General features: G+C 66.3%; 11 protein-coding genes. 2 read left to right on the forward strand and 9 right to left on the reverse strand.

Annotation, left to right across the window (positions count from 1 at the left end):
* Positions 1–34: 34 nt before the first annotated feature.
* The 9 genes from QT382_RS14515 to kduD form a co-directional block, all read right to left on the reverse strand.
* Positions 35–784: a sulfite exporter TauE/SafE family protein gene (locus QT382_RS14515; protein WP_289254818.1), complete on the reverse strand. Its 750-nt coding sequence runs from the start codon at positions 782–784 to the stop codon at positions 35–37.
* Complete coding sequence (gene kdgR / locus QT382_RS14520; protein ID WP_289254819.1) at positions 765–1583, reverse strand: DNA-binding transcriptional regulator KdgR; 819 nt, start codon at positions 1581–1583, stop codon at positions 765–767. Before kdgR ends, QT382_RS14515 begins: the two co-directional genes overlap by 20 nt.
* A gap of 57 nt (positions 1584–1640) precedes the next feature.
* A complete protein-coding gene (locus QT382_RS14525; protein ID WP_289254820.1) occupies positions 1641–3962 on the reverse strand; it encodes a pectinesterase family protein in 2322 nt (773 codons plus the stop codon).
* Positions 3959–5122 carry an oligogalacturonate lyase family protein gene (locus tag QT382_RS14530; RefSeq protein ID WP_289254821.1) on the reverse strand — a complete coding sequence of 388 codons (1164 nt, stop codon included), beginning with the start codon at positions 5120–5122 and terminating at the stop codon, positions 3959–3961. The genes QT382_RS14525 and QT382_RS14530 overlap by 4 nt, the downstream gene beginning before the upstream one ends.
* Before the next feature lie 13 nt (positions 5123–5135).
* Positions 5136–6434, reverse strand: a complete 1299-nt coding sequence (locus tag QT382_RS14535; protein ID WP_289254822.1) for an ABC transporter substrate-binding protein — start codon at positions 6432–6434, stop codon at positions 5136–5138.
* A gap of 3 nt (positions 6435–6437) precedes the next feature.
* Entirely contained in the window at positions 6438–7574 is a 1137-nt protein-coding gene (locus QT382_RS14540) for an ABC transporter ATP-binding protein (protein WP_289254823.1), read from the reverse strand.
* 20 nt (positions 7575–7594) lie between these two features.
* Positions 7595–8452 carry a carbohydrate ABC transporter permease gene (locus tag QT382_RS14545; RefSeq protein ID WP_289254824.1) on the reverse strand — a complete coding sequence of 286 codons (858 nt, stop codon included), beginning with the start codon at positions 8450–8452 and terminating at the stop codon, positions 7595–7597.
* The gene (locus QT382_RS14550) at positions 8452–9336 is read right to left on the reverse strand and encodes a carbohydrate ABC transporter permease (RefSeq protein WP_289254825.1); all 885 of its coding nucleotides are present in this window, start codon (positions 9334–9336) and stop codon (positions 8452–8454) included. The genes QT382_RS14545 and QT382_RS14550 overlap by 1 nt, the downstream gene beginning before the upstream one ends.
* A 78-nt stretch (positions 9337–9414) precedes the next feature.
* Entirely contained in the window at positions 9415–10176 is a 762-nt protein-coding gene (gene kduD, locus QT382_RS14555; RefSeq protein ID WP_289254826.1) for a 2-dehydro-3-deoxy-D-gluconate 5-dehydrogenase KduD, read from the reverse strand.
* A gap of 318 nt (positions 10177–10494) precedes the next feature.
* On the opposite strand from kduD, the gene QT382_RS14560 reads away from it, so the two are divergent.
* Together QT382_RS14560 and QT382_RS14565 are read left to right on the forward strand one after the other, a co-directional pair.
* Positions 10495–10827 carry a cupin domain-containing protein gene (locus tag QT382_RS14560; protein ID WP_289254827.1) on the forward strand — a complete coding sequence of 111 codons (333 nt, stop codon included), beginning with the start codon at positions 10495–10497 and terminating at the stop codon, positions 10825–10827.
* A gap of 189 nt (positions 10828–11016) precedes the next feature.
* Entirely contained in the window at positions 11017–13986 is a 2970-nt protein-coding gene (locus QT382_RS14565; protein WP_289254828.1) for a TonB-dependent receptor, read from the forward strand.
* Positions 13987–14039 lie beyond the last annotated feature (53 nt).

Raw genomic sequence — 14039 nt, forward strand, 5'->3', positions numbered from 1 at the left:
GCAACAGGACCGGGTCGCCAGCAGCAGCCAGTCGCTAGCGAGCAAAGAACAGCGCCGTCATCCCCAGGCCGGTGGCGATCACCAGACCGCGCACCGAGCTCGCCGGCAGGCGCCGGGCCACGCGGGCACCGGCCCAGCCGCCAAGCGTGGCCGCCACCATCATCAGCAGCCCCTGGCGCCAGGCGATGGCGCCGGCCGCGACGAAGGCCAGCACCGACAGCAGCGAAAGCACCAGCGAGGCCAGGTTCTTCAGCGCATTGACCCGGTCCAGCCGGCTTTCGCCGCTGAGCAGGTAGAGCGCCATCAAGAGAATGCCCAGGCCGCCGTTGAAGTAGCCGCCGTAGACAGCCACCGCCAGCAGGCCCGGCTCGCGCCAGCGTGCCAGGTCTTGCCCGGCGCCCAGCGTCCGCTGCAGCCAGGGGCCGAGGGCGAACAGGACGGTGGCGAACAGCAGCAGCCAGGGCACCAGGCCCGAGAACAATCGGCCGGGCGTGACGAGCAAGAGGCCGGCGCCGACAAGGCCGCCCGCCGCGGCGATCAGGGATTCACGCAGCAGTCGCGAACGCGGCAACTCGGCCAGTTCGGCGCGAAAGCCCAGGGTGCTGCCCAGGTAGCCCGGACTCACCGCCAGGGCGCTCGTGGCATTGGCCTGGATGGGCGGCACGCCGGCATAGACCAGGGCCGGAAACGTCAGGAAGCTGCCGCCGCCGGCGATGGCGTTGAGCACGCCGGCACCGAAGGCCGCGGCCGAGAGAAGCAGGACCTCAGCGGCCGGAGGCAGCATCCAGCGGGAAGCGCGAGCAGCCCAGGCGGGCCGAGATGTCGCGGCTGGCGTCCTGCAGGAACTTGACGATCTCGGGCTGCTTGGCCTCGTCGAAGCGGAAGGTCGGGAAGCTGACGCTCATGCCGGCGATGGGCTGGCCCAGCCGGTCGAAGATGGGCACGCCCAGGCAGCGGATGTGGTCGTCGAACTCCTCGCGGTCCTCGCCGAAGCCCTGGGCCCGCACCCGGTCCAGCTCGGCCAGGTAGGCCGGCAGCTCGACGATGGTCTTGTCGCGGAAGCGCTTGAACTCCGCACCGGCCAGCACGCGGTCGCGGCGCTCGGGATGCTCCCAGGCCATCAGCACCTTGCCGATGGCGGTGCAATGCAGCGGCGCCCGGCGGCCGACGCGCGAATACATGCCCAGCATGTGGCGCGAATCGACCTTGTGGACATAGATGATCTCGGAGTCGATCAGGGTGCCCAGGTGGACCGTTTCGCCGGTGGCGTCGGCCAGCATCTGCATGTGGTGCTTGGCCAGGTCGATCAGGTCGGGGTACTGCAGGGCCTTGGCGCCCAGTTCGAAGGCCTTCATGGTCAGGCCGTAGCGTTCGCTGCCGGATTCCTGGCGCACATAGCCCAGGGTCATCATGGTCTGCAGGAAGCGGTAGACCGTGGCCTTGGGCATGGCCAGCCGGACCGAGAGCTCGGAGATGCCGGTGTCGCGCTGCTCGGACAGGGCTTGCAGGATGGCAAACACCTTGAGCACCGCCGCCACCGACTCCGGCTGCTGCTTGCTGACATCAATCGAATCGTCGTCCATTCCGGGCTTCTCTTGTTCTGAAGTTTCTGAGCTGGCGTTTCAACAAATCCGGATTGTCTACCAACGGCCGGCACCGGCCCCGGCGCGCACCCGCGCCGCCACCTGATCGGCCGGGTCGATGCCGCCATGCAGCCGGGGCTGCCAGCCGACGTCGCCGCTGATCGCCTCGCTGCGGCCGGCGTTGACGGCACCCAGCAGATCGACCGGCTGACCGTTCAAGAGCGAGCCGCTGTCGTGGAAGCGCTGGCCCTTGAGCACGCGCACGATCTGCGAAGCGGGAATGGAAGCCGGCAGCTCCCACACATTGTTCTGGCTGTAGAGCCGCGAGTCCTGGCCCACGCCCAGCGAATAGCCGTAGCGGTAGGCCACATCGTCGCGGCCGACGAAGAGGTTGTTGTAGACATGGACCTGGCCGAAGCGCACCCGCGGCGTGCGCTCCATCACCTGCTCCCACAGGTTGTGATGGAAGCTCACGCGCAGCTTGCCCTCGTCCAGTTTCTGGCTGTCGCTGCTGCCCACCAGGTTGGTCTTGTCATGCTGGCGGAACACGTTCCAGGAGACCGTGACCAGATCGCTCTGCTGGGTGATGTCCAGCAGGCCGTCGTGGTGCTGCATCGGCCGGCCGAAGGCGATGCGCTCGGCCTGGTCGGGCCGCGCGCCATCGTCAAAAGTGCAGTGGTCAATCCAGACCCGCGTGGCGCGGCGCAGCGTGATCGTGTCGTAGTCCGAGTTCCACTCGCCGTTGGCGTTGTCCTTGGGGTCCCAGGCCGGGAACTGGTCGTAGGCATCGGCCAGGTGCAGGTGGCGGACGATGATGTTCTCGACGCCGTCCAGCATCAGGCCGCCATTGAAGAAGCCAGCGCCCGGCGCGATACCAATCAGCGTGGTGTTGGACGGGATGCGCAGCATCACCCGCTCGGCCTGGCGCTTGCTGGAGCGCTTGCGGGCCTCTTCCTGCGGGCCTTCCAGCGGCTTCTTGCCCCAGGTCTTGGGGTCGTAGTCGCGCAGATAGGCCTCGAAGTCGAAGGCCGGGTCGCGGAAATCCTCGTAACCGAGCGGACGGCCCTGGTCGTCACTGCTCAGGTCGATGCGGGCCTTGAGCTTGATGATCTTGGGCTTGCCGCCCAGGGCCAGCGCGGCCGTCAGTTCGGCGCGGTTGCTGACCTCGAACACATGCTCGGCCATGGCGGCAGAGCCGCCGCTGGTGCCCAGGCCAGCGGCGGCCCAGCCGTCGTTCTCGGCCAGGCGCTCGCGCGCCGGGTCGATCTGCTGCCGGTTGTTGAATTCATGCAGGCGGTTGGCCTGCCCGCCGCTGGCCGAGAACGGCCGGCGCGAGGTCGAGGCCGACCACGGGCCCAGGTGCGGACCCAGCTCGCTGTCGCGTATCAGGGCCTGGCCATTGGGCGAGACGCCGGCCTGCCACTGGCCCTTGGGCACGCCGGCATCCCAGGCGCGGCCCAGCGCCGCCGACCCGGCAGCCAGGCCGGCATCGCCCAGCAGGCGGCTGCCTGTCACCAGGAATCCCCGCGCCTGGCCGGGCGCCGTGCTGGGCGCCAGCACGATGCCGCCCTCGCCCGGCGTGCGGCGGCCGGCGCGGCTCTGGATCACGCTGGCTTCGATCACCAGCGTGGCATTGCCGAAGATGAAGTCCACGTCACCGGCGATCAGGCTGCGCCCCACGTAGACCCGCGACGCCCCCTGGGCGCGGGCCCGGGCATAAAAGGTGTCCTGGTGGCCGAGCAGCCGCACCGATTCCAGCTGGATGCGGTCGCCCTCGGTCATCAGGGCCACGGCCTGGGCACCGCCCGATTCGGCCACGGCCGGCGGATAGCCCTGGCCGGCCCGCACCGCGTCCATCGCGTCATTGGCCACGGTCAGGTGCGCCAGCTCGGCCGCATCGCTGAACAGGCCGAAGGTGGCGCTGCCCGCGGTGCCATAGGTCGTGGCCGCGGCGTTGGGCAGACAGGCATTCGCGGCCGCGCCCACCGCCTTGGGCTCGCCGGCGAAATGACCAGCCACGATGACGACGGCCGCCGGGTCATCCGGGCGGCCGTAGAGAGTGAACGCTGCCTTGTCTCGGATGCAGAGCTGCTCGCGGTACTGGCCCGGCTTCATCTGGATGTAATAACGCCGATTAGACGCATCCTTGGCGGGCAGCGCATTCAGCGCCGACTGCAACGTCTTGTGCGTGCCGCTGCCGTCAAGCGCCACGACGAAGTCCGGCTTCCAGGCGCGAGCGTCACCCAGCGGCTGCGGCTGCCAGTCGCCCAGGTAGTCGGCTACTTGATTGCGGGCGGCCGTGGCAGCGTCCATCTGCGGGCGCTCCTGCGCCATGGCGAGGCCACCGACCAGCATCAGCGCAAGCAGCCCTGCCCTCATGCCACGTCCGCCAGGTAGAGAGCCGGCTCGCCCGGCTCCTTGTCGCAGCTGAACAGCACCTGCTTCTCGTCGGGCGTGAAACTGGGGTGGGGATGGGTGACCTGGCGGCTGTCCTTGTAGACACCCCAGCCGCTGTCGTGGCGGGCGATGGGCCGGGTGGTGCCGGCCTTGATGTCGAACAGGTGCAGATAGGGGTCGCCGGTCAGCATCTCGTTGCTGGCGCTGCTGTCGCCGCTGGCCTTGCCGCAGCCGTCGCCGACGATCAGCGTGCCGTCATGGTTGCTCATCAGATGCGAGCACGGCGGCATCGAGGTCAGCAGCTTGTTCTCCAGCGTGACCGGATCCAGGCTGTAGATCCAGCGCTCGGGCGAGCTGTGGTTGTAGCTGACGTAGATCATGGCGCTGCCGTCCGGCACCCAGAACTCATGCGTGCAGCTCTCGCCCTCGCTGTGCTCCTTGCCGCAGCGGCGGTTCGTGCCGTCCTCGTTGATGAACCACATGCGCGCGTCGATCAGGTCATGCGGACCCTCGTGGCAATAGGCCACGGTGTTGTCGTCGAAGGGCCGGTACTGCGGATGGCCCAGCCAACCGCGCTGCTCCAGGATGACGGTCTGCTTGCCGGTCGCGAGGTCCACGCTGAACAAGCGGCAGCGCGGCTTCTGGTGGAACATCTCGTTGAACTTCTGCCAGGTGTTCAGCGGGAACCAGTCGTCCGCATGGATCTCGATGCCGACCATCTTGGTGCAGGCGCTGTTGCTGACCCAGGTGCCATAGCCCACCCAGCCCTGCGGCACGGTGTAGACCACCTCTTCGGTGAGGTCGGCCAGGTTCAGGCGAATCAGCTGGCGCTCGGCCCGCACGAAGTACAGAAAGCGGTCGTCGGGCGACATGAAGCCGCCGAAGGTGTTCTCGCCGGCCTGGTCGGTCAGCTGGGTGGCGACCTGCGTCTCCAGGTCGAGCAGGTGGTAGTTCCAGTTGGGGCTGGGCTGAGGTCCGAACTCGGCGCCGAAGATCAGCTTCTTGCCGTCGTTGGTGAAGCACTTCTGATAGAAGTAATTGCGATGGCAGGTGACGTCCAGCGGCGTCAGCCGGGTGACGCGGGCGCCGGTGTCGGGGTCCTGGCGGGTTTCGAACTTCAGCTGGCGTTGGGTCGCTTTCATCGCTTGCTCACTGCTATTTGATTCGCTTCAAGAGGGCATTGCCCTCTTCGACCAGGCGGCGGGCCGCCTCCTGGTCCGTGGTCTTGCCGTAGGCGACGGTCTCGAAGACCTCGCGCATGAACTTGTGCAGCCGGGCATGCTCGAACAGCTTGGCCGGCACCGGCACCTGGCCGGCATCGCGCAACTGCTTGATCTGGTGGTGGGCCTGCAGCTCAAGCGCCGGCAGCTTCCTGGCCCGCTCCAGCGTCTCGAACTGCTGCTTCGCCGCCGGCACGCCGCGGGTCTTGCCCAGCAGCTGGATGGCTTCCGGGTCGGTCAGCAGGAAGTTGATGAAGCGCGCCGCCACCTCGGGATGCTTGCAGTTGCGGCCCATGGCCAGCATCACCGTCGGACGACCGAACATGCCGCTGCCGGCCGCGCCGGGCAGGCTCAGGAAGTCGCCCAGCACCAGCTTCTGCTGCTTGTCCAGCGTGGCATTGCGCAAGGGGATGGTCGAGTCCCAGGTGAAGTTGCCGGCCCAGTTGCCGACCACCCAGTCCTGCTGCTGCTCGGTGGGCTTCTCGGCGCCGCCCAGGGACGCGCGCAGCGGCAGCGGCGTGGCCACATGCTGGTCGATCAGCCGCTTGTAGAACTGCACCCATTCCAGCGCGGCGGCCGGGCTCATGGCCACGCGAGGTTCGCGCGGGTCCACATAGGGCATGCCGAACTTCTGCTGCACATAGGTCTGCGACAGCAGGATCATGTCGTAGAGCTCGCCGTCCAGCGGATAGGCCTGGTCGCCGAGCTTCTGCTTGAACACCGGGCCGGCGGCCAGCAGTTCGTCCCAAGTGCGGGGCAGGCCCAGACCGGCGCGCTCAAAGGCCTTCTCGTTCCAGAGGAAGACCCGGGCGGTGAAGGCCGAGGGCAAGGCGTTGAGCTTGCCTTCGACCCGGCCGGAATCGAGGTCCGAAGGCAGGAACTGGTCCAGCGCGATGTGGCGGCGGTACTGCTCCAGGTCGGCAAAGCCGCTGCCGCGCTTGGAGAACATGGCCAGCCAGGCCCAGTTGATCTGCAGGATGTCGGGCTCGGAGCCGCCGGCGATCTGGGTGGTCAGCCGCTCCAGATAGCCGTTGAAGCCCATGTACTCGGCCTTGATGCGCAGGCCGGGGTTGAGCTTCTCGAAGGCCGCGATGGCCATGAGCGTGGCCTCGTGCCGCCCCGCCCCGCCCCACCAGGCGAAGCGCAAGACGGTCTCGCCGGAATTCGACCCCGAGCGCGAGCAGGCCGCCAGCGGCAGGCTGGCCAGCGCGGCGGTGAAGTTTCTTCGCTGCATGGCTCAGCCCCGCGGCAGCAGCGTGGCGCCGCCGTCATCGGTCTCGAACAGATGGCAGCGGTCCATCTGCAGATGCAGCTCCAGGGCCGAACCGCGCTCGCGCCGGTCTATATCGGCTATCTGGTCGGCCGGCACGCGGGTACTCATGGCCACCTCGCCCAGGTCGAAGTGGACGTAGACCTCGGAGCCCATGTGCTCGCAGAAGCGCAGCTTGCCGGGCACGGCCAGGGTGTCGCCCTGCGGACGCGGCTGCACGCCAATGTGCTCGGGCCGCAGCCCGAAGCGCACGGCGCCGGTGCGGCCATTCAAGCGCTGGGCCTTGGCAGCCGGCAGCGGCAGCAGCTGGCCGCCGAGGCGCACGGCCACGCCACTGCCCTGAGCCACCAGCTCGGCCTCGTTGATATTCATTTCCGGCGAGCCGATGAAGCCGGCCACGAAGGCATTGGCCGGATGCTCGTAAAGCGCCGTCGGCGTATCGACCTGCTGGATGCGACCTTCCTTGAGCACGCAGATGCGCTCGCCCATGGTCATGGCCTCGACCTGGTCGTGCGTCACATAGATGCTGGTGGCCGGCTGGCCCGATTCGCGAAGCGTGCGGTGCAGCTCGGTCAGGCGCACACGCATCGAGGCGCGCAGCTTGGCATCGAGGTTGGACAGCGGCTCGTCGAACAGGAAGACCTCAGGCTTCTTGACGATGGCCCGGCCCACGGCCACGCGCTGGGCCTGGCCGCCGGACAGCTGCTTGGGGTAGCGGTCCAGCAGGTGCTCCATCTCCAGCAGCTTGGCGGCATGGCGCACGCGCTGGTCCACCTCGGCCTTGGGCGTGTTGGCCAGCTTCAGGCCGAAGGCCAGGTTGTCGTAGACCTTCATGTGCGGGTACAGCGCATAGTTCTGGAACACCATGGCGATGCCACGCTGCTTCGGAGCCAGCTCGTTGACGCGCTTGTTGCCGATCTGCAGGTCGCCGCCGGAGATGCTCTCTAGGCCGGCGATCATGCGCAGCAAGGTGCTCTTGGCGCAGCCCGAGGGGCCGACGAAGACCATGAACTCGCCGTCCTTGATTTCCAGGTCCACGCCATGCACGGCCTTGAAGCCGTTGGGATAGACCTTCTCGATTTTCTTCAGGCTCAGGTGGGCCACTGCTGTCTCCGAATCTTTTCTCAACCCTTGACGCCGCTGGACGTGGCGCCTTCGATGAAGTGCTTCTGGGCCGCGAAGAACACGGCGACCGAGGGGATCAGGGCCACGACCGAGATCGCGATCACATTGGCCCATTCCACTTCCTCGGTGGCGCCTATGCTCATCTTCAGAGCCAGCGACACCGGGTATTTCTCGACCGAGGCCAGGTAGATCAAGGGGCCCATGAAGTCGTTCATGGTCCAGATGAACTGGAAGACGATCACCGAGATGATGGCCGGCTTGAGCATGGGCACGATGATGTGCCACAGCAGCTGCACCGAGTTGCAGCCGTCGATCTGGGCCGCCTCTTCCATGTCGCGCGGAATGCCGCGCAGGAACTGCACCAGCATGAAGACGAAGAAGGTGTCGGTGGCGAAGGCCGAGGGCACGACCAGGGGCAGGTAGGAGTCCAGCCAGCCCAGCTCGCGGAACATCAGGTACTGCGGCAGGCGCAGCACGATCAGCGGCAGCATCATGGTGCCGACCATGATGGAGAACATCAGCTTCTTGCCCCAGAACTCGAAGCGGGCGAAGGCATAGGCCACCAGCACGCAGGAGATCACCGTGACGATGATGCGCGGGATGGTGATCAGGAAGCTGTTCAGGAAGTAGGTGGCGAAGGTGTATTCGGTGCTGGTCTTCCAGCCCTTGGCAAAGGCGCCGAAGTCAAACCTGCTGGGCCAGAAACCGACCTCGGTGAAGATCTCGGTGTTGCTCTTGAATGAAGCGCCGACCAGCCAGATCAGCGGATACAGCATCACCAGCGCCACCAGGCCCAGCGCGAGGTAGCGCAGCCATTTGTTGCCCTGGTCGCGGCCGAGGGTGAGGGGTTCGCTCATCACTTGTTCCCCTTCTCGCCCGAATAGAACACCCAGTACTTGCTGCTCCAGAACGAGATGCCGGCCAGGCCTGCCACCAGGGCGAACAACACCCAGCTCAGGGCCGCGCCATAGCCCAGGTTGAAGAAGCGGAAGCTCTGGTCGTAGATATAGAGAGCCAGCACATAGGTGGAGCTCAAGGGGCCGCCTTCGGTGATCAGGTAGGGGCCGTTGAATTCCTGGAAGGCCTGGACCATCTGCATGATCATGTTGAAGAAGATCACCGGCGTGATCAGAGGCACGGTGATCTTCCAGAACTGCTGCCACTTGCTGGCGCCGTCGCATTCGGCCGCCTCATAGAGCGAGACCGAGACGTTCTGCAGCGCCGCCAGGAAGATCACCATGGCCGAGCCGAACTGCCAGGTGAACAGCAGCACGATGGTCCAGAGCGAGAAATGCTCGTCGGCCAGCCAGGGGATGGGATCCAGGCCCAGCTGGGTCAGGATCAGGTTGACCAGGCCGTTCTTGGAGAAGATGAAGCGCCACAGCACGGCCACCGCAATCGACCCGCCCAGAATGGAGGGCAGGTAGAAGGCCGAGCGGAAGAAGTTGATGCCGCGCAGCTTGAAGTTCAGCACATGGGCGATGAACAGCGCGAAGCCGACGCGGAAGGGCACGGCCAGGATCGCGAAGGTCAGCGTCACGCCCAGCGACTTGCGGAACAGCGGGTCGCTGGCGACCAGTTCCTTGTAGTTGTCCAGCCCGATGAACTGGGGCGGATCGATCAGGTCGTACTGCGTGAAGCTCAGCGCCAGGCTGGCCACGAAGGGGAAGAGCTTGAACAACAGCACGCCCAGCACGAAAGGCAGGACGAACAGGAAGCCAAGCCGCTTGTTCTCATACATGCACCGTGTCTCCGCGGCGAGTGGACGACCGGGGTTCTCTTTCGCCCTGGTTCGTCCATGCAGGAATCAAAGGATCAATCAGCGGGCCAGCCAGCCACCGTCTACGGCGATGGTGTAGCCGTTGACATAGTCCGAGGCCTTGGACGCCAGGAACACGACCGGGCCGCCCAGGTCATCGGGCGTGCCCCAGCGGCCGGCCGGGATGCGCTCGAGGATGGCGGCGTTGCGGCCTTCGTCGGCCCGCAGCGCGGCCGTGTTGTTGGTCGCCATGTATCCCGGGGCGATGGCGTTCACATTGATGCCATGCTGGGCCCATTCATTGGCCATCAGCCGGGTGATGCCCATCACGCCGCTCTTGCTGGCCGTGTACGAGGGCACACGGATGCCGCCCTGGTACGACAGCATCGAGGCCACGTTGATGATCTTGCCGCCCGAGCCCTGGGCCAGAAAGCAGCGGGCCACGGCCTGCGAGAAGAAGAACACCGTCTTCAGGTTCAGGTCGATGACGTCGTCCCAGTCCTTCTCGCTGAACTTGATCGCATCCTCGCGGCGGATGATGCCGGCGTTGTTGACCAGGATGTCGACCCGGCCGCCGAAGGCCTTGGCCTGCTCAACCAGGCCTTCAAGGCAGCTGATGTCCGACAGGTTGGCGCGCAGGTCCAGGAAGCGGCGGCCCAGGGCCTCGACCTGCTGGCGGGTCTCGTCCGGTTCGGACACGTTGACGCCGACGATGTCGGCGCCGGCCTGGGCCAGCGCCCGGGCCATGCCCTGGCCGAGACCGGTATTGCAGCCGGTGACGATGGCCACGCGGCCCTGCAGATGGAAGTTGTCGAGTATCACTTCAAAGCTCCGTTCAGCACGATGTCGGCGGGCCCTGCGGCCCTGCCCTTGAAAACCTGGAACCGGCCGGCTCCGGAGGAGCTCGTGGCGGCATCCAAATTGCGGGATAACCCTTGATTCCTGGGCCGGGACTTGGCGGAAAAGGGCCCGAATTGCCGCTAGCCTAACGCCGCCCCAGCTTTTCCCGGAATTATGGTTTCAACTTAGTGAACCGTTGTTTCAAATCCGTTTGTTGGCGCTATAGTAGTCACGAATCAATGTTCCACCAAGCCCTTTTTGCATGCGCTCAAGGGGCTGAGAGAAGTACGGAGACCCGGCATGAGCCATTACTTCGACAACACCGCCACGCCCTGGACCGACCTGGGCGACGGCATACGCCGCAAGATCGTGGGCCACACGCCCGAGCTGATGTCGGTGCTGGTGCAGTTCGACAAGGGCGCCATTGGCACGCCGCATGCGCATGACGCGCATGACCAGATCGCCTTCTGCATCAGCGGCTCGTTCGAATGCGAGATCGGCGGCGTCAAGAAGACCATTCGCGCGGGCGACGCCTTCGTCGCCCCGCGCCTGACCATGCACGGCGTGATCGCCCTGGAACAGGACAGCACCCTGCTAGACCAGTTCTCGCCGCGCCGCGAGGACTACCTCTGATTCAGAAGCGCCGGCCGGCACTGCAGCCGCCGGCGCCTTGACTTGCGTGGCGCCCTGCGAGCGTCCTGATTCATTCACTCACTGCAGCCGCAACCCGGGCGCACGACCCGGGACCACGGACCTGGTAAGCCGCATCGCGCCACAGCCCCCAGGGCGGCGCATGCACAAAGACACAACAGGAGACTGAGAATGCAAAGATCCTTCCGGGCCCAGCCCCGCCTGAACAAGCTGGCCGCGTGCCTGCTGGGCTCCACCTCGCTGATGGCCGCCGCCCAGACGGCGCCCACGCCGCCCGCCGCTGCCGCCTCCAGCCCCGAGGCCAAGTCGCAGCAGCTCGAGACCGTGGTCGTCACCGGCCTGCGCGGCGCGCTGGAAAGCGCTTTGCGCAAGAAGCGCGACGAGACCGGCATCGTTGACGTGATCAAGGCCGAGGACATCGGCAAGTTCCCCGACACCAACCTGGCCGAATCGCTGCAGCGCATCCCCGGCGTGGTGATCGACCGCGACGCCGGCGAAGGCCGCCAGATCACCGTGCGCGGCCTGGGTGGCGACTTCACCCGCACCCGCATCAACGGCATCGAGGGCCAGACCTCCACCGGCGGCACCGACAGCTCCGGCGGCAGCAACAAGACCCGGACCATGGACTTCAACGTCTTCGCGTCCGAGCTGTTCAACAGCGTGACCCTGCGCAAGAGCTCGGCCGCCGAGGTGGACGAAGGTTCGCTGGGCGCCGTGGTCGACCTGCAGACCACCCGTCCGTTCGACCTCAAGGGCTTCACGCTCGCCGGTTCGCTCAAGGGCAGCTACAACGACCTGTCGGGCAAGACCACGCCGCGCGCGGCCTTCCTGATCTCCGACACGCTGTGGGACCGCAAGGTCGGCTGGCTGCTGTCGGGTGCGTTCTCCAAGCGCAGCCTGCTGGAAGAAGGCTTCAGCACCGTGCGCTGGGACAACGGCGTGTCGTCGGGCGGTTGGTGCCCGCCGCAGGGCGCCACCATCGCCCCGGGAACCACCCTGCCCGCCGGTTCCACGGCCACCACCTGCGGTCCGGCCGCCCAGGGCGTGAACCGCCTGCCCAACACGACGGACAACCAGGCCGCCTACCTGCTGGCCAGCAATGCCGCCAACTTCCATCCGCGCCTGCCCCGCTATGGTCGCCTGACCCATGAGCAGGACCGCATGGGCATCACCGGCTCGATCCAGGTGCGTCCGTCCGAGAACACCCTGGTCACCTTCGACATGCTGTACTCCAAGCTGAAGGCGACGCGCCAGGAAGACTTCCTGGAAGCGATCTCGTTCAGCCGCACGCTGGCCCAGGGCGGCAAGCCGCAGACCAGCGTGGTCGAGACCCAGTACGACGCCGCCGGCCGCCTGCTGTACGGCAAGTACAACGGCGTGGACGTGCGCGCCGAGTCGCGCTTCGACAAGCTCTCGACGGTCTACACCCAGCCGACCCTGACGCTGGAGCATGACATCAGCGACAGCCTGAAGTTCACCGGCATCGCCGGCCGCGCTGACTCCAAGTTCAAGAACCCGATCCAGACCACGACCACGCTGGACGTGGCCAACGTCAACGGCTACACGATCGATTTCCGCAACAGCGACCGCCTGCCCTCGATCACCTATCCGTTCGACCCGGCCACCACTGGCGGCAGCTCGTTCGGCATCCTGGGCGTGCCCACCGGCGGCGCCACGGCGCTGACCAACGGCACGGCCAGCGAGATCCGCATCCGTCCGCAGGGCACGAACAACCGCAACGATGTGCTCAACCTGAACCTGGCCTGGGAAGTGGTCCCGGACAAGCTGACCATCAAGGGCGGCACCAGCTTCAAGAAGTACAGCTTCGAGTCCTACGAGTCGCGCCGCGCCGTCGAGACCATGTACGCGCCCCCCGCCGGCACGGCCCTGTCCAGCCTGACCACCATGGTCAGCGGCTTCGGCAAGGGCCAGAGCCTGCCGGCCGGCACGATCACCTCGTGGGCCATCCCTGACCTGAATGCCATCGCCTCGCTGTACGACATCTACTGCAACTGCCTGAAGAGCGGCGCGGCTGGCGGCCCGGGCGACTTCACGCTGGCCTCGATCACCAACGGCAATGCCCGCGGCAACAACCGCGCCATCGTCGAGTACGACCGCGGCGCCTTCCTGCAGGCCGACTTCCGCACCCGCATGGGCGACGTGCCCATGCGCGGCAACATCGGTGCCCGCCTGGTCCGCACCGAAGTGATCGCCACCGGCTACCTGGCCACCGGCGGCGGCACTCCGGTCACCGTCAGCAACCAGTACGAGGACATGCTGCCCTCGCTGAACCTGACCGCCGAGCTGAACCGCGAGCTGAACCTGCGCTTCGGAGCGGCCAAGGCCATGACCCGCCCGCCGCTGCAGCTGATGAACCCGGGCGGCACGATCAGCACCACGGGCAACCTGAGCATCACCACCGGCAACCCCAACCTGTTGCCGTTCCGCTCCACCAACGTGGACCTGGGCATCGAGTGGTACTTCGCCAAGAACGCGCTGTTCGGCATCGGCGCTTTCTACAAGGACATCGATTCCTACATCCAGACCAGCGTGCAGACGGTCAAGTTCAACGACACCGGCCTGCCCAAGAGCCTGCTGCCGGCGAACTTCACCGGTGACGAGCAGTTCGCGCTGAGCTCCAGCTTCAACACCCCGGGGGGCAAGCTCAAGGGCATCGAGCTGAACTACCAGCAGCCGTTCACCTTCCTGCCGGGCTTTGCCAAGAACTTCGGTGCCCTGCTGAACTACACCTACGTGACCTCCAAGATCGCGTACTTCACCTCGGCCACCAGCACCGTGCCCATCCTGGACGACCTGGTCAACATGTCGCCTCGCGCCTGGAACGCTTCGCTGTACTACGACGACGGCACCTTCACCGCCCGGGTCTCGTACTCCAACCGCTCGACCTACCTGACCCGCGTGCCGGGCCAGAACAACAACGACGTGGAAGGCAAGAACGGCACCAAGAACGTGGACATGACCCTGTCGTACAAGGTCAACAAGCAGCTGGAGCTGACGCTGGAAGGCGTGAACCTGACCAACCAGGCCAACGACCAGTTCATCAGCCGGGCCCGCAACAGCGTGGTGGTCAACAACGTGACCGGCCGCGAGTACATGGTGGGTGCGCGGTACAAGTTCTAATTCGTTCCGCCAAGGGCCCTGATCGAAAGGTCAGGGCCTTTTTTCATTGGGAT

Origin of the sequence: Pelomonas sp. SE-A7 (assembly GCF_030345705.1) — a bacterium.
Classification (GTDB): Bacteria; Pseudomonadota; Gammaproteobacteria; order Burkholderiales; family Burkholderiaceae_C; genus JAUASW01.